Raw genomic sequence first — 23,203 nt, forward strand, 5'->3', positions numbered from 1 at the left:
GCCGTCACCGCCGCGAACGCGGCGAGCCCGCCGCCGGCCAGCCCGCACGCCCAGCCACCCGCCACCACGACCGGCGCGAGCACGCACAGCGACGCGTGGAGCCGCGCGCGCACCGACATCGTCTGGAACAGCGACGTGAAACCGGCCACGCCCTTGCGGACGATCAGCCCCTTGTGAAAATGCCGGTTGCCGGCGCGCCCTTCGCGGAATTCCTTGTAGAGCGCCTCCGCGGCCGCGATCTCGTCGCGCGTCGCCTTCGTGCGCACCGACATGTAGCCCTTCGGCTCGCCGTTGCGCATCACCGGAATCGCATTCGCGCGCACCCAGTAATGATCGCCGTTCTTGCGGCGGTTCTTCACGAGCGCGGTCCACGGCTCGCCGCCCTTGAGCGTCGCCCACATGTCGGCGAACGCCTCCTTCGGCATGTCCGGATGCCGCACCACGTTGTGCGGCTGGCCTTCGATCTCTTCGGGGGAAAATCCGCTGACCTGGATGAATGCCGCGTTCGCGTAGGTAATGTAGCTGTTCGCGTCGGTGGTCGACATCAACGTCGCGTCATCGGGAAAATCGTATTCGCGTTGCGTGACGGGCTGGTTGTTGCGCATGGTGTGGAGCTCCGGGTAACGGATCTTGCGTCCGCTTGTCGATTGATTCGAAACCCCGCGCATTGCGGCCGATCCGCATGCGCGTTGGTCTGACTCCTGCGCTTTCGGCAAATTTCCCGAAAACATTATGGTGTATTCGGGAAATATTCATTAAAAATACATGATCGTGTTTCCACCAAACAATTTGTTTATGGATAAAACCAAACACCAGACCAGGCAACGGTTTGACGGCCATTCGTCTGACCATTAAACATAAATTATCCGAATCGATTCAATGCATAAATGCAAAACATTAAATACGAATATTTCTCGTTTGGCGCATTTTGATTGAATCGAAAAACCTGAATGCGCATTGCGCGCGTCAATCACGATGCATCGATTAGGCGCGCACATCGCGTGCGCGCCCCGACGATCACCGGAACACGTTCACCGCGTCCACGAGACGCGTCGCCTGCTGCTTCAGGCTCTCCGACGCCGCCGTGCTCTGCTCGACCAGCGCCGCGTTCTGCTGCGTGATGTTGTCCAGGTGTACGACCGCCTGGTCGACCTGCGACACGCCGGTGCTCTGTTCGGCCGTCGACGAGCTGATCTCCGCGATCAGGTCCGACACGCGCTTCACCTGCGCGACGATGTCCTCCATCGTCTTGCCCGCCTCGTCCACGCGCCGCGCGCCCGACTCGACGCGGTCGACGCTCGCGCCGATCAGCGTCTTGATCTCCTTCGCGGCGTTCGCGCTGCGCTGCGCGAGCGCACGCACCTCGCCGGCGACCACCGCGAAGCCGCGGCCCTGTTCGCCCGCGCGTGCCGCTTCCACGGCCGCATTCAGCGCAAGGATGTTGGTCTGGAACGCGATGCCGTCGATCACGCCGATGATGTCGGCGATCTTGCGCGAGCTGGCGGTGATGTCGCTCATCGTCGTGACGACCTCGCCCACCGCCTGCCCGCCGCGCCCGGCCGCTTCGCTCGCCGACATCGCGAGCCGGTTTGCCTGCAGCGCGGTCTCCGCGTTGCTGTCGACGGTCGCCGTCATCTCGGCCATCGACGCGGCCGTCTCCTGCACGCTCGACGCAGCCTGCTCGGTACGCGCGCTCAGGTCGTTGTTGCCCTGCGCGATCTCGTTGCTCGCGCGCTGCACGTTGTGCACCTGCTCGCTGACGTCGTCGACGAGCCAGCGGAACATCAGCCCGAGCTGGTTGATCGTGCGCAGCGTCATCCCGATCTCGTCGACGCGGTTCATCCGCACGCCGCGCCGGCTTTCGCCGGTCGCGACGTTCAGCGCCTGGTCGTGCAGCCGCTTCAGCGGACGCACGATCTGCGCATCGAGCCACAGGCCGGCCGCCGCCGCCACGCCGACCGTCACGCCGGCAAACGCCGCGAGCGCACCGCCGGCCAGCCCGCATGCCCAGCCCGTGCCGACAACCGCGGGCGCGAGCACGCACAGCGCCGAATGCACGCGCGCGCGCACCGACATCGTCTGCGACAGCGACGCGATGCGCAGCAGCCCCGTGCGGATCACCAGCCCCTTGTGGAACCGGCGCTGGCCGGCCTTGCCTTCGCGAAACGCGCGATACAGCGCATCGGTGGCCTCGGTCTCGTCGTGCGGCGCCTTCGTGCGGACCGACATGTAGCCGTGCGGCTCGCCGTTGCGCATCACGGGAATCGCGTTCGCACGCACCCAGTAGTGGTCGCCGTTCTTGCGGCGGTTCTTCACGAGCGCGGTCCACGGCTCGCCGCGCCTGAGCGTCGCCCACATGTCGGCAAACGCTTCGCGCGGCATGTCCGGGTGGCGCACCACGTTGTGCGGCTGGCCGACGAGTTCCTCGTTCGCGAAGCCGCTCACCTGTGCGAACGTCGTGTTGGCGTAGGTGATGATGCTGTCTGCATCGGTCGTCGACATCAGCGTGACGTCGTCGGGAAAATCGAATTCCTGTTGGGTAACGGGCTGGTTATTGCGCATGCAAGGCTCCGAAAGGCGGATCTGTCGTCCGCGCCGCGCTGAAATCACGCTCAGTAGCCGAAAAACGGTTGATCGCTTTACGACGGTCTTCATCTTTACTGTCGGCATATTGGGGAAAAACCTTACCCTTTCTTCAGATAAAATCCTCAATTCGGCAGCCGCCATGATTTCGATCAAATAATCCAGCAATAATCGCCGCGCGCGTTCATCTGTAATTCACGCCACGCGGCCCGACCACGCCGCACAGCATGTCAATGCCGTCGGCCGTTGCACACAGCGAAACGATTCCGTCTATCCTGCTCCATTCAACCGGCATTCGAATTCAATGAAAAAGGCATTGCACGAGCTGAATCGGCTGTCCTGGAATACAGCGACAGTCGCGCATAACAGCCATAAAGGCGATCAGGCCGCATTGTTCCGCGAAGGCCGCTCGACGCTCTTTCCCGAAGAACGCGAACTGCTCGGCGACATCGCCGGGCTGCGGCTCCTGCACCTGCAATGCAACGCAGGGCAGGACACGCTGAGCCTCGTGCGCGACGGCGCGAAGGCGACGGGCGTCGACATCTCCGACGAAGCGATCGCCTTCGCACGGCAACTGTCGGCCGACGCGGGCCTGCCCGCGCGTTTCGAGCGCGCCGACGTGCTCGACTGGATGCCCGAAGCCGCCGCGCGCGGCGAGCGCTTCGATCGCGTGTTCACGTCGTACGGTGCGATCTGCTGGCTATCCGACCTGAACGCGTGGGCACACGGGATCGCCGCGCTGCTCGCGCCGGGCGGTCGTTTCGCGATGGTCGAGTTCCATCCGTTCGCGCTGTATTTCGACGAACACTGGAAGCCGCGCTACGACTATTTCAAGCCCGACGCGACCGAGGAGCCGTCGGGCGTCGGCGATTACGTCGCGGCCTCCGGCACGGGGCTCGGCGCGCGGCACGACCATCCGGGTGTCGTCGATTTCGCGAACCCGCATCCGAGCTTCGAGTTCATGTGGGGCATCGGCGAGGTCGTGAACGCGCTCGTGTCGGCCGGGCTGGCAATCGATCGCCTGACCGAATATCCGTATGCGAACGGCTGGAAGGGCTTCGACGGGATGCGCGAGCTGGACGGCCACCGGATGGCGCCGCCCGACGGCATGCCGCGCCTGCCGCTGATGTATGCGATCGCCGCGCATCGGGAGGCCGCATGACGCGCCGCACCGCCGCCGAACGCGACGCGCTGTCCGCCCGCCCGCTCGCACGCGACGAGGTGCCGCTCGTGTGGACCATCGACCGGCGCGAGATCATCGAGCACCTGTATGTGCTGCGCGACGGCGCGCTGCATCTCGTGCCCGAGTTCTACGACGTCGGCGGCTGGCCGGACGGCGAAGCCGACCACTACACACCGATCCTGCTCGACTGTCACGATCGCGGCGGCTGGTGCCTCGGCATGTTCGACGGTGCACGGCTCGTCGCGGCGGTCGTCGTCGACAGCCTGCCGCTCGGCCCGCACCGCGACATGCTGCAGCTGAAATTCCTGCACGTGAGCCGCGACTGGCGCGGCTGCGGGCTCGGCGAGCAACTTGCCCGCGCGGCCCGTGAGCAGGCGCGCGCGATGGGTGCCGCCCGCCTGTATGTGTCGGCAACACCGTCGCAACGCACGATCGACTTCTACCTGCGGCTCGGCTTCACGGTCAGCGCATCGCCCGACCCGGCGCTTTACGCGCTCGAGCCGGAAGACATTCATCTGGAAGGGCCGGCGGCCTGACGCACCGGCAAGCGGGCAAAGCGTAGAATTTCCGGCTTTGCCACGGCCGCCCTCGGCCATCGCGGCATCACGGAGAGCGAAATTGCAGAACGAAGCGCAGCCGCAAGCCCTGCCGAAGATCCTCGTCAGCATGTGCGTGGTCGGTCATCCGGTCCGTTACAACGGCTCGGCCAAGACCACCGCACACGAGGCGCTCGAACGGTGGCAGCGCGAAGGGCGCCTCGTGCCCGTCTGCCCCGAACTGGCCGGCGGCTTCAGCGTGCCGCGCCCGCCCGCCGAAATCGCCGGCGGCGAATCGGGGCAGCAGGTGCTGTCGGGCGCCGCGCGCATCGTCGACGTAAACGGAACGGACGTGACGGCACCGTTCGTATCGGGCGCGCAAACCGCGCTGGCCCTCGCACGTACGCACGATTGCCGCTTCGCGATCCTGGCCGACGGCAGTCCGTCGTGCGGCAGCACGTTCATTTACGACGGGAGTTTCGAGAACCGGCGGCACGCGGGCGCCGGTGTCACGGCGGCGTTGCTGCGCGAGCACGGGATCGAAGTGTTCGCGGACACCGAGATCGACGCGCTCGATGCGCGCCTCAAGCAGGTGTCGCAGGCCGGTTAACGACAATGCGCGGCACGAGAATCCTCGTGCCGCGCATCGTTTGGAAAACCGCAAAGCGGTCACGCGGCGAAACGGCTCATGCCCTGCCGCTGCGCCGCGAGCCGCAGGTCAGACACGCTCGATAGCGATCGCGATGCCCTGGCCGACGCCGATGCACATCGTGCACAGCGCGAAGCGGCCGTTCGTGCGATGCAGCTGATACATCGCGGTCGTCACGAGACGCGCACCCGATGCGCCGAGCGGATGGCCCAGTGCGATCGCGCCGCCGTTCGGGTTCACGCGCGGATCGTCGTCGGCGACGCCGAGCATGCGCAGCACCGCGAGACCTTGCGATGCGAACGCCTCGTTCAGCTCGATCACGTCGAACTGGTCGATCGTCATCCCGAGCCGCGCAAGCAGCTTCTGCGTGGCCGGCGCGGGGCCGATGCCCATCACGCGCGGCGCGACGCCGGCCGTTGCGATCCCGAGCACGCGTGCGCGCGGCGTCAGGCCGAAGCGCTTCGCGGTTTCTTCGTTCGCGAGCAGCAGCGCAGCGGCGCCGTCGTTGACGCCCGACGCGTTGCCGGCCGTGACCGAGCCGTCCGGGCGCACGACGCCCTTCAGCTTCGCGAGCGTCTCGAGCGACGTCTCGCGCGGATGCTCGTCGCGCGACACGACCAGCGGATCGCCCTTCTTCTGGGCAATCGTGACCGCGACGATTTCCTCGGCGAGCGTGCCGTCCTGCTGCGCCCGCGCGGCCTTCTGCTGGCTGCGCAGCGCGAACAGGTCCTGATCGGCGCGGCTGATGTTGTAGTCGACCGCGACGTTCTCGGCCGTCTCCGGCATCGAATCGACACCGTGCAGCTGTTTCATCAGCGGATTGACGAAGCGCCAGCCGATCGTCGTGTCGTAGATGTCGGCCTGACGCGCGAACGCGCTTGCGGCCTTGCCCATCACGAACGGCGCGCGCGTCATGCTCTCGACGCCGCCCGCGACCATCAGCGCGGCCTCGCCGGACTTGATCGCGCGCGCGGCTACGCCGACCGCGTCCATCCCGGAACCGCACAGGCGGTTGATCGTCGAACCCGGCACACCCTGCGGCAGCCCCGCGAGCAGTGCGGACATGCGCGCGACGTTGCGGTTGTCCTCGCCGGCCTGGTTCGCGCAGCCGTAGATCACGTCGTCGATCGCCGTCCAGTCGACGTCGCGGTTGCGCTCGACGAGCGCCTTGAGCGGCACCGCGCCCAGGTCGTCGGCGCGCACGCCGGACAGTGCACCGCCGTAACGCCCGATCGGCGTACGGATCGCATCACACAGAAAAGCTTCGGTCATCAGTGTCTCCGGTCCCAGGACAGGCTGGGGAATGAACAGGGCGCGCGCCCCTTGCATTGCCCGCCGGGATGCGCTTAAATGTTCTATATACGAACATAAGATCGTGTATCGAACGTTCAACGCATCATAGGGAGTGCGGGGACGACCTGTCAAGCGCCCGGCCCGCCGCGCGGTTGGCGTGTCAGGCCCCATGCGCTATCTTCTCCGCTGCACGATATTCCCATCGCTCATGACAACCGAAGACACTCAGACGAAACCCGGCGACTCCTATGTCCAGTCGTTCGCGCGCGGCCTCGCGGTGATCCGCGCATTCGACGCGGCCCGTCCGGAGCAGACGCTTACCGAGGTCGCCTCGGCCACCGGGCTCACGCGCGCGGGCGCGCGCCGGATCCTGCTCACGCTGCAGACGCTCGGCTACGTCGAGGCCGACGGCCGGCTGTTCCGGCTCACGCCGAAGATCCTCGAGCTCGGCTTCGCGTACCTCACGTCGATGCCGTTCTGGAATCTCGCCGATCCCGTGATGGAGCAGCTGTCCGAGCAGATCCACGAAAGCTGCTCGGCGGCCGTGCTCGACCGCACCGAGATCGTCTACGTACTGCGTGTGCCGACCCGCAAGATCATGACGATCAACCTGTCGATCGGCAGCCGGCTGCCCGCGTACTGCACATCGATGGGCCGCGTGCTGCTGTCCGCGCTCGGCGATGCCGAGCTCGACGAAACGCTCGCGCAAAGCGGCATCCGCGCACACACGCCGCGCACGATCACCGACCTCGGCGAACTGAAGGCGGCGATCGCCCAAGTGCGGCAGCAGGGCTGGGCCGTGGTCGACCAGGAACTCGAAGAAGGCCTGATGTCGTTGTCCGCGCCGATCCGCAACCGGCGCGGGCAGATCATCGCGGCGATGAACATCAGCGGCAACGCGCAGCGGCATACCGCGAAGCAGATGGTGAAGGAGTTTCTCGGGCCGCTGCAGCAGGCCGCGCAGACGGTGTCGGAGCTGGTGGCGCGGCGCGGGTGAACCACGGATCGGGCCGGCGCGACGGCTCCATGCGCCGCTCTGACCCGTGCCTTCCCGGACATCCGGGGCAACAACGCATGCGGCTCGATTGTCGTATCGGCGATACGACAATTCGCAAAAAAACGGACAGCCCAGGGCTGCCCGCACCAACTCCACTCGGTTGCAACGTTCTTCTCACGGAACACGGAGCGAACTCCGCGCTGCACAATCTAGTGATGCGTGGCAACGCGGTCAATTTGACAAGAACGAAACAGCGCGGCGAGCCTGTAGGACACCGCGCCGCTCATGCGCCGAGCAACATCCCCTTGCGCACCGGCACCGTGCCCGTCACGCGACCGAGCGGGGCGCCGGCCGTCACGAAACGAATCGCGCGGCGCATATAGAACACCCCATCGGTGCCGCTCGAGATCGTCGTGATCGCATCCGTCAGCGGATCGACGATGTCGAACAGCGGATCGCCGGCGCGGATCGTCGCGCCGATCGCCGCGCGATGCACGAGTATCCCGCTCACCGGCGCATGGAACTGCTCGCTCCCCGCGAGCGGCGTGGCCGGCGCGGCGAGCGGCGGCAGCGGCGTACGCTCGCCGAACCTGAGCGCCGATCCCGTCGTCAACCGGTTGCTCGCGTACTTCGACGCGCACGGCCTGCCGCCGCCGAAGATCCTCGCAACCGTCGAAGGGATGTTCGAGACGCTGCAGCTCGTCACGCAGACCGATTGCCTGTCGCTCGAAACCGAAGCCGTGACGCGGCACGGGCCGTTTGCCGGCGCGCTCGCGAAGGTGCCCGTGCGCGAACAGGCCGAATCGCAGGACATCTGCCTGCTGCAGCGCGCGGCCGTGCCGCTGACGCCGGCCGCGCAGGAACTCGCGACGATGCTCGCGTCGTACCTGAGGGTGGTGCGCGGGCGATAAGCGCGTATTGCCACTTGCCGCCCGACGTGCCGTGCCGTGCTTTGCTTCAGTCGATCGAATCCTGCGCCGTCTCGCGCAGCATCGCCACCGCGATCAGCGACAGCACCACGCACGCGGCCACGTAGCCGGCCGGCGCGAGCTTGCTGCCGGTCGTCTTCACGAGCCAGGTCGCGATCAGCTGCGCGGTGCCGCCGAAGGTCGTCACCGCGAGCGCATACGCGATCGAGATGCCGGTCGCACGCACGTGGCGCGGCAGCGACTCGCACATCAGCGCCATTTCCGATGCCGACCCGAGCGAATAGAACAGCAGCATCAGCGCGGTCAGCGGCAGGATCACCGACAGCGTCGGATGATGGTTCATCAGCCAGAACGCCGGGAACAGCAACACGACCAGCACGCCCCGGCCGACGAAGATCGGCAGGCGCCGGCTGCCGAGCCTGTCCGACAGCCAGCCGAACAGCGGGCACGTGACCAGCATCACGCAGCCCGACGCGACGCCGACGAACATCGACAGCTTCATCGGCAGGCCAAGCGTGTGGATCGCGTAGGTCGGCATGTAGAACGTCAGGATGTAGGTCGACACCGTGCCGCCCATCACCGTGAGCATCAGCAGCAGCACCGTGCGCGTGTGCTTCGAGAATAGCTCGCGCAGCACGCCGCGTTCGATGCCGTGGTGGCTGTCGCCGGGCGCATCGTCCGCAAGCCGGCGACGCAGAACCATCCCAACCGGCGCGATCAGCACGCCGACGAGGAACGGCAGCCGCCAGCCCCAGCCTTCGAGCGCGTCTTTCGTCATCGTGTTCGACAGCAGTGCCGCGAACCCCGAACCCATCAGCGCAGCGCCGCCCTGCGTCGCGAGCTGCCAGCTCGCGCGGAATGCCCGGTGCGACGTGCCGCCCTGCTCGATCAGCGTGGACGTCGCGGCCCCGAACTCGCCGCCCTGCGAGAAGCCCTGCATCAGCCGCGCGCACACGACCAGCAGCGGCGCGGCCACGCCGGCCTGTGCGTAGGTCGGCGCGATCGCGATCAGGCCGGTGCCGAGCGCCATCAGCATGATCGTCAGGTTCAGCGCGGCCTTGCGGCCGCGGCGGTCCGCATAGACGCCGAGCACGACGCTGCCGAGCGGCCGCGTGAAGAAGCCGGCGGCGAACGTCGCGACCGACAGCAGCAGCGACGTGGTCGGGTCGTTCGACGGGAAGAACAGCTTGCCGATCAGTACTGCGAAAAAGCCGTACACGGTGAAATCGAAGAACTCCAGCCAGTTTCCGATCACGGCCGCCGCGATCGCGCCGCGCTTCGTGACGGCGGGTGCGCCGCGCGTATCGGTTCCGGCGGCGCCCGTCGACGCGGGGTGCAGCGCGAGATGGTCTTTCTGCATCGTTCGTCTCTCCTCTCAATGCGGCCGGAAGCGCCGGCCACGCGCCGCCGCCGGGATTACTGCCCGAGGTAACGCTCCACGAGGCGCGTCCAGAACGCCGCGCCGATCGGCAGATTGCGATCGTTGAAGTCGTACTTCGGGTTGTGCACCATGCAGCCGTCTTCCCCTTCGCCGTTGCCGAGCCGCACGAACGAGCCGGGCCGCTGCTGAAGCATGAACGCGAAATCCTCGCTGCCCATCAGCAGGTCGGCCTGCTCGACGACGTGCGCGTCACCGACCAGCTCGCGCGCGACCTGCGCGGCGAAATCCGTTTCGGCATCCGTATTGACGACGACCGGATAGCCTTCGATGTACTCGACGTTCGCGGTTGCGCCATAGCTCGCAGCCTGCGTTTCGGCCAGCTCGACGATGCGGCGCTTGAGCAGCGCGCGCACGTCGGGGCTGAACGACCGCACGCTGAGTTCGAGGCGCGCGCCGTTCGGAATCACGTTGTTCGCGGTGCCCGCATGCATCGAGCCGACCGTGACGACCGCCGGCTGCGACGGGTCGACGTTGCGCGCGACGATCGTCTGCAGCGCCATCACGATGCTCGCCGCGACGACCACCGGATCGATCGTCAGGTGCGGCCGCGCCGCGTGGCCGCCGACGCCTTCGATCGTGATGATCGCCTTGTCGCCGGCCGACATGAACGGGCCGCGCCGCGTGAGGAACACGCCGGGCGCCGCGCCCGGATGGTTGTGCATGCCGAACACCGCATCGCACGGAAAGCGCTCGAACAGGCCGTCGTCGATCATCTTCTTCGCGCCGCTGTCGACGCCGTGCTCTTCCGCCGGCTGGAAATACAGGTGCACGGTGCCGGAGAAGTGGCGGGTCTTCGCGAGATGCTGCGCGGCGCCGAGCAGCATCGTCGTGTGGCCGTCGTGGCCGCATGCGTGCATCTTGCCGTGCGTGCCGCTCGCATACGGCAGGCCCGTCGCTTCGACGATCGGCAGCGCATCCATGTCCGCGCGGATGCCGATGCTGCGCGTGCCGTCGCCCACGCTCAGCGTGCCGACCACGCCCGTCTTGCCGACCCCGCGCGTCACCTGCCAGCCCCATTGCTCCAGCTTCTCGGCGACGAGCGCGGCCGTGTCGTGCTCTTCGTACGCGAGTTCGGGATGGTGGTGGATGTGGTGGCGGATCTCGCGCAACCCGCCGGCGGCGGGCATCAGATCCTCGATTTCGGTGAATCGGATGTCGGTGGTCATCAAGCGGCTCCTGCTGATCGTCAGCGTGTCAGCCGCACGCGGAGGGTTGCGTGCGGGAAAGCGAGCCACTATAGCGAGCCGATATCGGCTCAATAAGATGCGGAATTTTTCACCGCGATAAGATTTTTTAATCAGGGTTAGTACGGAAAGCGGTGCCGAAGTCCGCGTCCAGCGGCCGATGTCGCTGCGCTATGTATCGGCTCTGCATTCAATCCGCCCCGTGTCAATCTTCACGGTGATGTTGCCCACGAAGCCCCGTTACCCTGGACTGATCCAGGCAGACTCATTGAATACACCACCGCTCCGATATCAGTGCGCGGAACAAATGCGAAGAAAATTCCAATTATGGAACTTAATATACCTTTAACCGGACGCATCCAGGGTAAATACCTATGAATTTCCGCAACTTCAAGCTGATGTTGAAATACTCCACCCGCACCTTAAGCGTATGATCACCTGGCGGCAATACCAATTTGGTGCCGCTACAATAGTCGAAATATTTCACATGCAACGGGGGCAATCATGAATCTACGTGGCTTTGCGAAACTCATAAACCATGGACGCAGCAGCGGAGTTATTTTAATTGCCGCACTATCGCTATCCGCATGCTGCACCTTCAATTCAAATGATTGCAAAGTTGATCGCGGAGCAAGCATCACGATTGACAATGATGAATTTGATCCATTTCAGAAAGAGCTAGCACAAAAAATTGCTCAGAAAGTCGGTCAAAACAATCAATTCACGATTACCCCAACGCTAGACGTCGGAGTTTATCCTATTGGCACCCTCATGCCGATTGGTCACACGATAGAGATACAAGACATTTGTGAAACCAGGCAACCAGATTTTTACCCCTTTGGCGGCCTCAACACGACACTTGATCTCACGCAAGGAGTTGCCGTCGCTGCGGGACTGGCGGAAGCTCTTGGGCCAATTGCATCTGCCGATGCAACGCTCAATGCAAAAAGAAAAATAACCCTCGGCCTGAGTGATGCATCAATTCAACAACTATCTATCGCAGATCTACAAAATTTACTCAAAGACAAAAAATGCACCGCAAAAATTGCGGGCCAAAGACTTATTATGGTGAGAGGTTATATACAAGCCAAAAGATCATTCACCGCACACGTCGATAGAAACGGCAGTCTGAAGGTCGGGGTTTCAAAAATCGCAAATTTTGATGCCAGCTTTGACAATGGGACTCAAACCCTGACACTAGACGATTCATCCCCATTCAAATTCCTTCAAATTACATCAGAGATCAATGTCGTTCCCTCTCAGAACGGTGAGAACTCACTGATTGTCGTATCATCGACACAGCAAGGACCACAGCCCGATATCGCCGGAAAGATTTATATCCAGATCGATGCAACGGACAAGTCCAACCGAGCCAAAAATCTGGAGTCAGTACTTAAAACAAGTTTTGACGTAGCCAACGGGATAGAGAAAATTCCTTCGGCAAAGATGCCACGTCAAACTCAGGTGCGGTACTTCAATGCGAAGGACGCAGACAAAGCCAAGGCGGTATTGGCTTTGGTGCGGCAGACCAATCCTGACGCAACTGTCCGATACGTCGGCTTGCCCGCGCCTACGGGACAGCTCGAAGTTTGGCTGACACAAAATTAGAAGTCGACAGATCCTTTAATACAAGTAGATCGACAAAATGACCAGGAGAGGACAGCACCTTTGATCTAACTCCACCTCACGGTCATGTTTGTCAATGCATCGAGCGAGAGCTAGGGCAGTTCCTAGCTCTCGCGACGTCTTTTTCAACCCAAGCAGCAGCATCACTGCGAGCCGACCTCGCCATCTGACTCGGGTTTATCGAGCTTTGCCGATCGATGTCCTTGGTGCTCCCGCACCGACTCCTCTGTGCGGTGTACGACCTCTCCGGTTTCTGTTTAGGCAACATGCTCAAGGTCGTCGCCCAGCAGCAGGTTGAACCCTGACACGGACCGCCAGCGACGCGATCGACACTCGGGTCATTGATTTTTGAGACGAACGGTCTATTATTCGCTGATGGACGTTCGAACTGATCCGCCTCGCCGCCGCGGCAGGCCACCGAAGCAGCACGAAGACCTCGTCGCGACGCGCGACATGCTGTTGCGCACCGGGCTGGAAGTGCTCACCGAGAAGGGCTTTTCGGCCACCGGGCTCGACGAGATCCTCGGGCGCGCCGGCGTGCCGAAGGGCTCGTTCTATCACTACTTCGACAGCAAGGAGGCGTTCGGCCTCGAACTGATCGATCGCTACGCGGACTTCTTCGCCCGCAAGCTGGACCGTCATTTCGGCCAGCTCGAGCCGTCGCCGCTGGCACGCGTGCGCGCGTTCGTCGACGATGCGCGCGACGGCATGGCGCGCCATGAATACAGCCGAGGCTGCCTGATCGGCAACCTCGGCCAGGAAATGGGCGCACTGCCCGAGAGTTTCCGTGCGCGTCTGCGCGCGACGTTCGAGGACTGGCAACGCCGGCTGGCCGCGTGTCTGGCCGCCGCCCAGCAAGCGGGCGAGCTCGCCGATTCGGCAGACCCCGCCGAGCTGGCCGCATGCTTCTGGATCGGCTGGGAAGGCGCCGTGCTGCGCGCGAAGCTCGAACGCAGCGACGCCCCGCTTGCGCTGTTCGCGCAGTTTTTCTTCAATGGATTGCCTCACCGCTGAATTTTTTTGCCATTAACTAGACGATCGGTCTAAAAAGGAGGACGGATGTTCCAGGGCATCGTGATCGACAAGGACGAAACCGGCCAGCACGCGCGGCTGCAGACGCTGGACGACGCGCAGTTGCCCGCGGGCAACGTGACGGTACGTGTGGGCTATTCGACGCTGAACTACAAGGACGGGCTGGCGATCACCGGCAAGAGCCCGGTGGTCCGCAAGTTCCCGATGGTGCCCGGAATCGATCTGGTCGGCGAAGTCGAAGCAAGCACGCATCCGGACTATCGACCCGGCGACCAGGTCGTGCTCAACGGCTGGGGCGTCGGCGAAACCCACTGGGGCGGCCTCGCGCAGAAAGCCCGTGTCGATGGCGACTGGCTGGTGCCGCTGCCGTCCGCGTTTTCGCCGCAGCAGGCGATGGCCATCGGCACGGCGGGGTACACCGCGATGCTGTGCGTGATGGCGCTGGAACGGCATGGCGTACGCCCGGACGACGGCGAGATCGTGGTGACCGGCGCGGCAGGCGGGGTGGGCAGCGTCGCCACGGCCCTCCTCGCGCGGCTCGGATACCGCGTCGTTGCCGTGACCGGCCGCCCCGCCGATGCCGACTACCTGCGGCAGCTCGGCGCGGCGGAGATCCTGGAGCGATCGCAGTTCAGCGAGCCCGGCAGGCCGCTGGGCAAGGAACGCTGGGCCGGCGCGGTCGACGTGGCAGGCAGCCACGTGCTCGCCAACGTGTGTGCGACCACGCGGTACCGCGGCGTCGTGACGGCGTGCGGCCTGGCCGCCGGCATGGATTTCCCCGCCACCGTCGCGCCATTCATCCTGCGCGGCGTGACGCTCGTCGGGATCGACAGTGTCATGTGCCCGCGCGCCGACCGCCTGGATGCGTGGCGCCGGCTCGCGTCCGACCTCGACGTCGGGAAGCTGGGCGCGATCAGCCACCAGGTCGGCCTGCGCGACGTCATCCCGCTTGCCGACGAGTTGATCAACGGCAAGGTTCGCGGCCGCATCGTCGTCGACGTCAACGCGTGACACCGCTGACCGCCACCGGCGTTTCTTTTTCAGGCCGCCGACTCGCGCATCGGGATCGCCCGCGCCACTTTATCCAGGAGACCAGTATTGCGTGATCGCGCACGGCACGATCCTGCGCATTCGCGCGAAGGATCCGCTGATCGCCGACCAGGTCGCCGCCAACTACCGCAAGGCCGACATCACCGTCCGGCAGAAGGCGATGCTCGACTTCGCGATGAAGGTGTCGCAGGCTGCGCACCAGGTCGGCGAAGCCGATTTCGACACGCTCAAGTCGCATGGTTTCGTCGAAGAAGACGTGTGGGACATCATGGCGATCTCGGCTTTCTTCGGCATGTCCAACCGCATCGCGAACGTAACGAACATGCGGCCGAATGCGGAGTTCTACGCGCTGGGGCGCTGAGCCCCCGCGCCGCTCGGCCGCGCGGGCGGGACGCGGCGGTCTCGTCGCGCCCGCCTACCGACTGCGGTAAACAACGCCCTCGCCCGGCGCCGGCGAAGCATCGGCTGCCTCGTCGAAGCGCTCGTGCGCTTGCGCGATCGGCTGCTTGTTTTTCTCCGCCCACGCAACGAGCGCCATCACGGGCTCCAGCAGCGTTTCGCCGAGCGGTGTCAGCGCGTAGTCGACGCGCGGCGGAATCGTCGGGAACACCGTCCGCGTGACCAGCCCGTCGCGCTCCAGCCCGCGCAACGTCAGCGTCAGCATGCGCTGCGAAATCCCTTCGATTTCGCGTTTCAGCTCGTTGAAACGGTGCGAACCGTCGTCCAGCGTCGCGATGATGTAGAGACTCCATTTGTCGCCAATGCGATCGAGGATCTGGCGTGTCGCCTGGCAGTCGTTGTCGCTGGGTCGGGGCATGGTGGCGGGAACATCGATGTGACTGGGGCACAGCCCTGTGCGTTCTTGTGGTGCCCGGGCGCGAACCCTAGCATTCCACATGCTTTTTGGTAACCGAGTTATCAAAAGTTACCAGGTTCTCATCTTATCCCGAAAGGAACGCTCATGAGCCGCATCCTGCTGATCACATCCAGCCCCCGCAGCACCGACAGCCTGTCCACGCGCTTCGCGCACGACCTCGCGCGGCAACTCGCGGCGCGCGATACAACCGGCACCGTGACCCTGCGCGACCTGTCCACCGATCCGCTGCCGCATGTCGACGACGCGTACATCGTCGGCCGCATGCTGCCGCCGGAGGCGCGCAGCGCGGAACAGGCCCAGGCCGTCGGGCTCGCGGAAACGCTGGTCGACGAACTGCGCGCCGCCGACATCGTCGTGATCGGCTCCGCGATGACCAACTTCGGCCCGTCCACGCAACTGCGCGCGTGGTTCGACCGCGTGATCTGGCCGCAAGTCACGTTTCGCTATGGCGAAAGCGGTGTCGCCGGCACGCTGGAAGGCAAGACGGTCTATCTGGTCACCGCCAGCGGCGGCGTCTTTTCCGAAGGCCCGTATGCGCCCTTCGACTATCAGTCCGGCTATCTGAAGCACCTGCTCGGGTTCATCGGCATGACCGACATCCACGAAGTCCGCATGGAAGGCACCGTATTGGGTGCCGATGCGGTGCAAGCGGCGATCGAGAAGGCCGGGCAGGAATTGCAGGCGCTGGTGGATCAGGCCGGTTGAGACAACGGCAGCGCCCGTCGATCACGGGGCGCGGGCCGACCGATGCCTGCGCGCACGCGCCGGCATCGGTCGGCCGCTCACGTTGCCCGGGCGGCGGTGCGAATGTCAGCGCTCACTCCAGCCCCTTCAACGCCTCCAGCCCGTCCGGCAGCTTCGCGTCCGGAAACTGCGTCGACAGCGTCGTGTCGCGCCACCGCGCGGCCTCTTCCGCGCGCCGCTTCTCTGCCTGCTCGCACACGAACAGCGCATCGCCACCGAGCAGCAGGCGCATCGGCAGCTCCTCGCGGCGCGACAGTTCGACGATCAGCGCCGCGATCCGCGCCGGATCGCCGACTTCATGGCCGCCGTACGCGCCGAGCAGCTCGAGAATCTTCCCGACCGACGGCTGATAGTCGGGCAGCAGACCGTCGACGCTGCGCTTCGCCTGCGCGGCCCAGTCGGTACGCATCCCGCCCGGCTCGAGCGTGCAGACGCGCACGCCGAACGGCGCGACTTCCTTCGCGAGCACGTCGCTGAACCCGCCGACCGCCCACTTCGCGGCCTGATACGCGGACAACCCGGGCGTCGACGTCCGCCCGCCGACCGACGACACCTGAAAGATGTGCCCTGCACGCTGCGCGCGCATCGTCGGCAGCACCGCACGCGTCAGGTTGATCACGCCGAACAGGTTCGTCTCGACCTGGTCGCGGAAATCGTCGGCGCCCATCTGCTCGAACGGCGCCGTATGGCCGTAGCCCGCGTTGTTCACCAGCACGTCGATGCGGCCGAACGCATCCCGCGCCGCCGCGACGGCCTGTGCAGCCGCCGCTTCGTCGGTGACGTCGAGCGCGACCGGCAGCAAACGGTCGCCATGACGCTCGGCCAGATCGGCCAGCCGCGCGGGATCCCGCGCGCCGGCCACCAGCCGGTCGCCCGCCGCCAGCACGGCTTCCGAAATCGCTCGCCCCAGGCCGCGTGCGGCCCCTGTTACCAGCCAGACTTTCGACATTTTTCCACTCCTTGATCGTGGTGAAATCATAAAATGAATGATTACTCACTCATTAATAATGGCGATATATCGGTCGTTCACGACCGCCATCACCCTGCCTGAAACCCGCTGCCCGTCAGCGTCGCAGCGCGTGAAACCACCCGCGCCGCCACGACGGCAACCCTTGCCTTACACCGCGTGCAACACGGCCCACAACGCGCGAAACCCGGCCTCCCGGTACGCATCGGCCCGCGCCGGATCGCGCGCGACCGAATCCATCGCCGTTTCGGCGATCGACGTGAACAACGCCGCGCAGAACGCGTGCGCCTCGTCCGGCTTCAGCCCGCCCGACGCCGCGACCTGCGCCTCCAGCAACGAACGGATCGTGCCGAAACCTTCGGCCCCCGCCGCACGGTGCGTGTCGTCGACGCGCCCGCTCACGCCCAGTTGCTGCAGCGCGCGCCGCCCGTCCGGATTCGCGACGCCCCACGACACATAGCCGTTCCACGCGTGCCGCAGCGCCTGCTCGGCCGGCGCGCCTTCCGGGAAACCCGTCATCATCACGTTGCGCATGCCTGCCTTCAGGCTCACGTACAGCGCGTTCAGCAACGCGTCCTTGGTCTCGAAGTACGTGAACACCGTGCCTTCCGCCACCCCGGCGAGCCGCGCGATGCGCGCGGTCGTCGCGGTCGCACCGTCCTCGGCGAGCGCGCGTGCGGCTGCGGCGAGGATGGCTTCGTGCTTGTCGGGACTGCGCGGTCGGGCCACGTTCGATTCCTTTAATGAGTGAGCGCTCAATCATAATCAAGCGATCGTGCGGAACGCAAGCCCTGTTACATCCGGGGGAACCCACACGCAATCCATCAAAACCGTGCACTATTAGCGTTTTCACGTACTGGTGCGTTAACGTATCGGCGCCCGGTGCCTCGACGTTCGTTTCACGTTCACCGTTTCAAACCGCGAACCTCCCATGACGAATCAGCCTATCCAGACCGGAGCCGACCGGCCCGTCGACATGATCATCTTCGGCGGCGGCGGCGACCTGGCCGCCCGCAAGCTGTTGCCCGCGCTGTACATGGCGCACCTGCACTGCAACCTTCCGCCCGAGACGCGCATCATCGCGGTCGGCCGCCGCGACTGGGGCATCGACGGCTATCGCAAGTTCATGGACGAGCAGTCGCGCCCGTTCATCGACGAAAAGGCGTTCGATCCCGCGGCCTGGAGCCGTTTCCTCGACCTGTTCAAGTACGTGCTGATCGACGTGAACGCGCCGGACGACTACCTGCGGCTCGCGGAAGCGGCGCGCGGCGACGCGATCCGCGTGTTCTACCTGTCGACGTCGCCGGAGCTGTTCACGACGATCTGCGACAACCTGTCGGCCGCGCACCTCGTCGACGCACACTCGCGCGTCGTCCTCGAAAAGCCGCTGGGCCACGATCTCGCTTCCGCGAAGGCGATCAACAACGCGGTCGGCAAGCACTTCGAGGAATCGCAGATCTACCGGATCGACCACTATCTCGGCAAGGAAACCGTGCAGAACCTGATGGTGCTGCGCTTCGGCAACCCGATCTTCGGGCCGCTGTGGCAGGCGCCGAATATCCGCAGCGTGCAGATCACGGTCGCGGAGACGGTGGGCGTCGGCAGCCGCGCGGGCTTCTACGACCATACCGGCGCGCTGCGCGACATGGTGCAGAACCACCTGCTGCAGTTGCTGTGCATCGTCGCGATGGAGCCGCCCGTGTCGCTCGACCCGGACGCGGTGCGCGACGAGAAGCTGAAGGTGCTGCGCTCGCTGCGGCCGATGTCGCTGTCGGACGTCGCGCGCGACACGGTGCGCGGCCAGTACACGGCCGGTGCGGTCGACGGCCAGCCGGTCAAGGGCTATCTCGAGGAAGACAACGTGCCGGCGGACAGCCGCGCGGAAACCTTCGTCGCGCTGCGCGCGCACATCAACAACTGGCGCTGGGCGAACGTGCCGTTCTTCCTGCGCACCGGCAAGCGGCTGCAGCGCCGCCAGTCGGAAATCGTGATCGAGTTCGCGGACATGCCGTTCTCGATCATCCCGACCGGCCCGCGCAATTACGGCAACCGCCTCGTGATCCAGCTCCAGCCGGAAGAGTCGATCCAGCTGCAGATGCTCGCGAAGGAGCCGGGCAGCGGGATGAACATGGTGCCGGTGAGCCTGAACCTCGACCTGCAGCAGGCGATTCCGGAGCGGCGCGCGGAAGCGTACGAGCGTTTGCTGATCGACGTGATTCGTGGCCGCCTCACGCACTTCATGCGCCGCGACGAGCTCGAAGCCGCGTGGTCGTGGGTCGAGCCGATCCTCGACGGCTGGAAGCAGCTCGGCGACCGGCCGCGCCTGTACACGGCCGGCACGTTCGGGCCCGCGGCTTCGTCGGCGCTGCTCGCGCGCGACGGGATGTCCTGGTCGGAAGAGGCGTAACCGCCGCACGACGGCGTGCCGTCATGCGGCACGCCGGATCGCACGTCCCATCACGGGGCGCGGCCCGCCCCGTCGCGCCTGCCGCCTACCGCGGCTCCATCCACGACGCAGCCTTGCGCCGCCCCGGCGCATCGTTGCCACCGCCGGCCAGCACCTCGATCAGGTAGTCGACGAACGACGCGATCCGCGACGAGATCGCGGTATTGCGGTAGTACACCGCGTGAATCGGCTGCTGGACATCGAGCGTGTGGCGCGCGAGCACCTGCACCAGCCGCCCCGCATCGCGATCCTGCGCGGTCACGAAATCGGACAGGCAGACGACGCCCGTGCCCTCCAGCGCAAGCTGCCGCAACGTTTCACCGCTCGACGAATACACGTCCGGCTCGATGCGGTACGCTTCGCCGTCCGTGCCAAGGATCGGCCAGACGTTCAGCGATTCGGGCTGCGTGAAGCCGAGCAGCGCGTGCTTGTCGAGATCCTCCACCTTGCGCGGCTGGCCGTGCGCTTCTATGTACGCCGGGCTCGCGAGCATGCGCACCCGGCTGTTGCCGATGCGCCGGCTGTGCAACGTCGAATCCTTCAGCCGGCCGATCCGGATCGCGACGTCGGTGCGTCGCTCCAGCAGATCGATGATGCCCTCGTTGCTGTTCAGCTCCAGCTCGACCTTCGGGAAGCGTTCTCGGTAGCCGCGCACGAGCGGCACGATCACGTGCAGCATGAACGGCGTCGCGGCGTCGACGCGCAGCCGCCCCGACGGCGTCTCGCGCCGCGCGAGCATCTGCTCCTCGGCATTCTCGACCGACTCGATGATCGCACGCGCGTTCTCCAGGAACGCGCGCCCTTCTTCCGTCAACTCCAGCCGGCGCGTGGTCCGGCGCAGCAGCGTGGTCTTCAGCTTCTCCTCGAGCCGCGCGAGCGTGCGGCTCGCAGCCGACACGGTGAGGTCGAGCTGCTGCGCGGCGGCAGTGATCGATCCGGTGTCGACCACGGCCGCAAAGGCCTGGAGTTCGTCGAGCGTGATTTTCATTGTTGATCTCAAATCAAAACAATTTGATTTATAGACGCATTTTTCCGCAAAAGTAAAGCCGGCACACTGCGATCCATCCTTACTGGAACCGGGATCTCACCATGCCACTCGCCCTGCTTGCACTGACGATCAGCGCATTTGCCATCGGCACCACCGAATTCGTGATCGTCGGCCTGATCCCGACGATCGGCGCCGACCTCGGCGTCAGCCTGCCGTCCGCCGGCCTGCTCGTCAGCCTCTACGCGCTGAGCGTCGCGATCGGTGCGCCGCTCCTCACCGCGCTCACCGGCCGCGTGCCGCGCAAGACGCTGCTCGCCGCGCTGATGGCGCTGTTCACCGTCGGCAACCTCGTCGCGTGGCAGGCGCCCGGCTACGAATCGCTGATCGTCGCGCGCATCCTCACCGGCCTCGCGCACGGCGTGTTCTTCTCGGTCGGCTCGATCATCGCGACCACGCTCGTGCCGAAGGAGAAGGCCGCCAGCGCGATCGCGACGATGTTCAGCGGGATGACCGTCGCGTTCGTCGCCGGCATTCCGCTCGGCACCTTCATCGGCCAGCACTTCGGCTGGCGCGCGACGTTCCTGGTCGTCGCGCTGTTCGGCCTCGTCGCGTTCGTCGGCGCGGTCGTGTTCGTGCCGCGCGGGCTGCCGCAAACGCCGCCCGCGCCGCTTGCCCGCCAGTTCCGCGTGCTCGCGCAGCCGCGCCTGCTGCTGGTCTACGCGATGACGGCCGTCGGCTACGGCGGCTCGCTGATCGCGTTCACGTACATGGCGCCGCTGCTCGAGCAGATCGCCGGCTTCACGCCGTCGCAGGTCAGCCTCGTGCTCGTCGGCTACGGCGTGTCGGTCGCGTTCGGCAACGTGTGGGGCGGCAAGCTCGCGGACGCCGTCGGCCCCGTGAAGGCGCTCAAGCGGATCTTCCTGCTGCTCGCGATCGTGCTGCTCGCGCTGACCTTCACGATCCACGTCAAATGGCTCGCCGTGCTGACGATGCTCGCGTGGGGTGCCGTCGCGTTCGGCAACGTGCCGGGCCTGCAGGTGTACGTCGTCAAGCAGGCGCGCCACTTCGCGCCCGATGCCACCGACGTCGCCTCCGGTTTCAACATCGCCGCGTTCAACCTCGGCGTCGCGGGCGGCTCGGCACTCGGTGGCCTGATCGTCGCGCACGCCGGCCTCGGCCATACGCCGTGGATCGCGGCGGCCGTCACGCTCGGCGCATTCGCGCTCACCGCGCTGAGCGGCCGCCTCGACCGCGGCGCGGGCCTGCCCGAACGCACGGCCGAACCCGTCGAACTCGCACATTGAACATTCCACTTTTGCAGGAGCTACCCAGCATGAACGCATCGACCCAACGCCCGCCGTTCGCCGGCAAGACCTTCGAAGTGCGCTACGACGGCCTCACCGCGCTCAACGCGTACGACGAAGACGGCCTCCGCATGCGCTACGAGATCACCGAAGGCCCCTACGCGGGTGCGAAAGGCGAAGTCGCGTACACGTGGCAGCACGTCGCCGGCGAAACCTACGCGATCTCGTGGCAGGAAGCCGACCGTGCGACCGTCGTGCACATCGACGATTTCGCCGCCGGCACGTCGCGCACGTTCTTCACCGCGGCGTCGCTCGATTTCTACCGGCTCGAAGGCAGCCTGCGCGCGGTCTGAACGGAACCCGGCCATGTCCACTTCACTCACTGCACTCGACAGGCTCGCCAGCGGCGGCTTCAGCATCGGCATCGAACTGCCGCTCGACAACGACTGGTCGCCGGCCGGCGACGCGAAGCGCCAGCACGACGGCCGCCGGCCCGGCGTGCCAAGCCTCGAGCTCCACGCGACGCTCGCGCAACTCGCCGACACGCTCGGCTTCCGTGCGCTCTGGGTGCGCGACGTGCCGCTGTACGACCCGTCTTTCGGCGATGCCGCGCAGGTGTTCGAAACCTTCTCGTATCTCGGCTACCTCGCCGGCGTCACGCGCGAGATCCTGCTCGGCACGGCGGCCGTCGTGCTGCCGCTGCGCGAGCCGCTGCTGACGCTGAAATCGGCCGCGACGATCCAGGAACTGAGCAGCGGCCGCCTGATGCTCGGTGTCGCCAGCGGCGACCGGCCGGTCGAATATCCGCTGTTCGGCCGCGACTTCGCGTCACGCGGCGCGAACTTCCGCGACCAGATCGCGCTGCTGCGCGACGGCGCGCGCGGGCACTTGCCGCCGGGCCTGGAGGTGCTGCCGGCCGCGCGCTCGCCGGTGCCGCTGCTGGTCGCGGGTCTCGCGCAGCAAACGCCCGCATGGATCGGCGAGCACATGGACGGCTGCCTCGCGTATCCGGGCACGCCGGACGATCACCTGCATCGCGTCGCGAACTGGCGCGCGGTGGCCGGCAACAAGCCGTACGTGAGCTTCATCCATCTCGACCTCGCTGAAGATCCGCACGCGCCGCTGCAGCGGCACCGCTTCGGTGCGCGCGCCGGACGCATCGCGCTGACGGAGGAGCTCGCGGCGATGCGCGACGCGGGCGTGCAGCACATCGGCCTGCATTTCCGCCGCAATCGGCGTCCGCTCGACGAGACGATGTCGGAGATCGCGTCGGACGTGCTGCCGGTGTTCCACGTGAACGCGCAGGCCCGCGTCGCATAAGGGCGGCGGTCGCCAGAAACAAGCGAATCGCCGACCAATATTTGACTTGAAATC

General features: G+C 65.7%; 22 protein-coding genes and 3 pseudogenes. 15 read left to right on the top strand and 10 right to left on the bottom strand.

The genetic code is table 11. From position 1 onward, the window contains the following. Together G3N64_RS22250 and G3N64_RS22255 are read right to left on the bottom strand one after the other, a co-directional pair. Positions 1-605, bottom strand: a 605-nt coding sequence (locus G3N64_RS22250) for a PAS domain-containing protein (protein ID WP_205785842.1), incomplete at its 3' end; no start/stop codon positions are given. Between the two features lie 412 nt (positions 606-1,017). After that, on the bottom strand, positions 1,018-2,562 hold the full coding sequence (locus G3N64_RS22255) for a PAS domain-containing methyl-accepting chemotaxis protein (RefSeq protein ID WP_205785843.1): 1,545 nt from the start codon (positions 2,560-2,562) through the stop codon (positions 1,018-1,020). Here G3N64_RS22255 and G3N64_RS22260 point away from each other — a divergent pair. The 4 genes from G3N64_RS22260 to G3N64_RS22275 all read left to right on the top strand — a co-directional run bounded on the left by G3N64_RS22260 (position 2,561) and on the right by G3N64_RS22275 (position 4,912). Beyond that, positions 2,561-2,743 (top strand): hypothetical protein, encoded by a 183-nt coding sequence (locus G3N64_RS22260; protein WP_205785844.1) that lies wholly within the window; start codon positions 2,561-2,563, stop codon positions 2,741-2,743. The two genes, G3N64_RS22255 and G3N64_RS22260, sit on opposite strands and share 2 nt — an antisense overlap. 144 nt (positions 2,744-2,887) lie before the next feature. Next, entirely contained in the window at positions 2,888-3,745 is an 858-nt protein-coding gene (locus tag G3N64_RS22265; RefSeq protein WP_205785845.1) for a class I SAM-dependent methyltransferase, read from the top strand. Further along, complete coding sequence (locus G3N64_RS22270; protein ID WP_205785846.1) at positions 3,742-4,302, top strand: GNAT family N-acetyltransferase; 561 nt, start codon at positions 3,742-3,744, stop codon at positions 4,300-4,302. Before G3N64_RS22265 ends, G3N64_RS22270 begins: the two co-directional genes overlap by 4 nt. Before the next feature lie 82 nt (positions 4,303-4,384). Beyond that, positions 4,385-4,912, top strand: coding sequence for a DUF523 domain-containing protein (locus tag G3N64_RS22275; protein ID WP_205785847.1), 528 nt, complete (start codon positions 4,385-4,387; stop codon positions 4,910-4,912). Positions 4,913-5,020: 108 nt separating this feature from the next. Here the strand turns inward: G3N64_RS22275 and pcaF are convergent, their stop codons facing one another. Further along, positions 5,021-6,223, bottom strand: a complete 1,203-nt coding sequence (pcaF, locus tag G3N64_RS22280) for a 3-oxoadipyl-CoA thiolase (RefSeq protein ID WP_071331902.1) — start codon at positions 6,221-6,223, stop codon at positions 5,021-5,023. Positions 6,224-6,452: 229 nt separating this feature from the next. On the opposite strand from pcaF, the gene G3N64_RS22285 reads away from it, so the two are divergent. Then, positions 6,453-7,241, top strand: a complete 789-nt coding sequence (locus G3N64_RS22285) for an IclR family transcriptional regulator (protein WP_205785848.1) — start codon at positions 6,453-6,455, stop codon at positions 7,239-7,241. Positions 7,242-7,524: 283 nt separating this feature from the next. Here the strand turns inward: G3N64_RS22285 and G3N64_RS22290 are convergent. Then, positions 7,525-7,839 (bottom strand): annotated as a pseudogene (locus G3N64_RS22290) (succinylglutamate desuccinylase); the annotation flags it as partial. Here G3N64_RS22290 and G3N64_RS22295 point away from each other — a divergent pair. Next, positions 7,820-8,152 (top strand): annotated as a pseudogene (locus tag G3N64_RS22295) (LysR family transcriptional regulator); the annotation flags it as partial. The pseudogenes G3N64_RS22290 and G3N64_RS22295 sit on opposite strands and share 20 nt — an antisense overlap. 46 nt (positions 8,153-8,198) lie before the next feature. On the opposite strand, the gene G3N64_RS22300 reads toward G3N64_RS22295, so the two are convergent. Further along, a complete protein-coding gene (locus G3N64_RS22300) occupies positions 8,199-9,530 on the bottom strand; it encodes an MFS transporter (RefSeq protein ID WP_205785849.1) in 1,332 nt (443 codons plus the stop codon). Between the two features lie 56 nt (positions 9,531-9,586). Continuing rightward, complete coding sequence (locus tag G3N64_RS22305) at positions 9,587-10,777, bottom strand: M20 aminoacylase family protein (protein ID WP_205785850.1); 1,191 nt, start codon at positions 10,775-10,777, stop codon at positions 9,587-9,589. A gap of 522 nt (positions 10,778-11,299) precedes the next feature. Between G3N64_RS22305 and G3N64_RS22310 the strand changes: the two genes are divergently transcribed. From G3N64_RS22310 to G3N64_RS22325, 4 genes and pseudogenes are all read left to right on the top strand, one after another. Beyond that, positions 11,300-12,403: a hypothetical protein gene (locus G3N64_RS22310; RefSeq protein ID WP_205785851.1), complete on the top strand. Its 1,104-nt coding sequence runs from the start codon at positions 11,300-11,302 to the stop codon at positions 12,401-12,403. 393 nt (positions 12,404-12,796) lie between these two features. After that, the gene (locus G3N64_RS22315) at positions 12,797-13,435 is read left to right on the top strand and encodes a TetR/AcrR family transcriptional regulator (RefSeq protein ID WP_205785852.1); all 639 of its coding nucleotides are present in this window, start codon (positions 12,797-12,799) and stop codon (positions 13,433-13,435) included. A 45-nt stretch (positions 13,436-13,480) separates the two neighbouring features. Beyond that, positions 13,481-14,464: an MDR family oxidoreductase gene (locus G3N64_RS22320; protein ID WP_205785853.1), complete on the top strand. Its 984-nt coding sequence runs from the start codon at positions 13,481-13,483 to the stop codon at positions 14,462-14,464. Between the two features lie 82 nt (positions 14,465-14,546). Next, positions 14,547-14,864 (top strand): annotated as a pseudogene (locus G3N64_RS22325) (peroxidase-related enzyme); the annotation flags it as partial. A 54-nt stretch (positions 14,865-14,918) separates the two neighbouring features. On the opposite strand, the gene G3N64_RS22330 reads toward G3N64_RS22325, so the two are convergent. After that, complete coding sequence (locus tag G3N64_RS22330) at positions 14,919-15,320, bottom strand: helix-turn-helix domain-containing protein (protein ID WP_241021149.1); 402 nt, start codon at positions 15,318-15,320, stop codon at positions 14,919-14,921. A 144-nt stretch (positions 15,321-15,464) separates the two neighbouring features. Here G3N64_RS22330 and G3N64_RS22335 point away from each other — a divergent pair, with 144 nt between their 5' ends. Continuing rightward, positions 15,465-16,085: an NAD(P)H-dependent oxidoreductase gene (locus G3N64_RS22335; RefSeq protein WP_205785854.1), complete on the top strand. Its 621-nt coding sequence runs from the start codon at positions 15,465-15,467 to the stop codon at positions 16,083-16,085. Between the two features lie 112 nt (positions 16,086-16,197). On the opposite strand, the gene G3N64_RS22340 is transcribed toward G3N64_RS22335, so the two are convergent. Both G3N64_RS22340 and G3N64_RS22345 read right to left on the bottom strand, forming a co-directional pair. Beyond that, complete coding sequence (locus G3N64_RS22340) at positions 16,198-17,073, bottom strand: SDR family NAD(P)-dependent oxidoreductase (protein WP_205785855.1); 876 nt, start codon at positions 17,071-17,073, stop codon at positions 16,198-16,200. 168 nt (positions 17,074-17,241) lie between these two features. Then, positions 17,242-17,820: a TetR/AcrR family transcriptional regulator gene (locus G3N64_RS22345; protein WP_205785856.1), complete on the bottom strand. Its 579-nt coding sequence runs from the start codon at positions 17,818-17,820 to the stop codon at positions 17,242-17,244. Between the two features lie 202 nt (positions 17,821-18,022). Here G3N64_RS22345 and zwf point away from each other — a divergent pair, with 202 nt between their 5' ends. Beyond that, complete coding sequence (gene zwf, locus G3N64_RS22350) at positions 18,023-19,498, top strand: glucose-6-phosphate dehydrogenase (RefSeq protein WP_205785857.1); 1,476 nt, start codon at positions 18,023-18,025, stop codon at positions 19,496-19,498. Positions 19,499-19,583: 85 nt separating this feature from the next. Here zwf and G3N64_RS22355 read toward each other — a convergent pair whose 3' ends face one another. Next, the gene (locus G3N64_RS22355) at positions 19,584-20,525 is read right to left on the bottom strand and encodes a LysR family transcriptional regulator (protein ID WP_205785858.1); all 942 of its coding nucleotides are present in this window, start codon (positions 20,523-20,525) and stop codon (positions 19,584-19,586) included. 101 nt (positions 20,526-20,626) lie between these two features. Between G3N64_RS22355 and G3N64_RS22360 the strand changes: the two genes are divergently transcribed. The 3 genes from G3N64_RS22360 to G3N64_RS22370 are packed head-to-tail and all read left to right on the top strand — an operon-like array spanning position 20,627 to position 23,149. Beyond that, positions 20,627-21,829, top strand: coding sequence for an MFS transporter (locus G3N64_RS22360; protein WP_205785859.1), 1,203 nt, complete (start codon positions 20,627-20,629; stop codon positions 21,827-21,829). 29 nt (positions 21,830-21,858) lie between these two features. Beyond that, positions 21,859-22,182 (top strand): adenylate cyclase, encoded by a 324-nt coding sequence (locus G3N64_RS22365; RefSeq protein WP_205785860.1) that lies wholly within the window; start codon positions 21,859-21,861, stop codon positions 22,180-22,182. A gap of 13 nt (positions 22,183-22,195) precedes the next feature. Then, positions 22,196-23,149, top strand: coding sequence for a TIGR03571 family LLM class oxidoreductase (locus G3N64_RS22370; RefSeq protein WP_205785861.1), 954 nt, complete (start codon positions 22,196-22,198; stop codon positions 23,147-23,149). The last annotated feature ends 54 nt before the right edge of the window (positions 23,150-23,203 follow it).

It is taken from the genome of Burkholderia sp. Ac-20344 (genome assembly GCF_017104975.1).
In the GTDB taxonomy this organism is placed as follows: Bacteria; Pseudomonadota; Gammaproteobacteria; order Burkholderiales; family Burkholderiaceae; genus Burkholderia.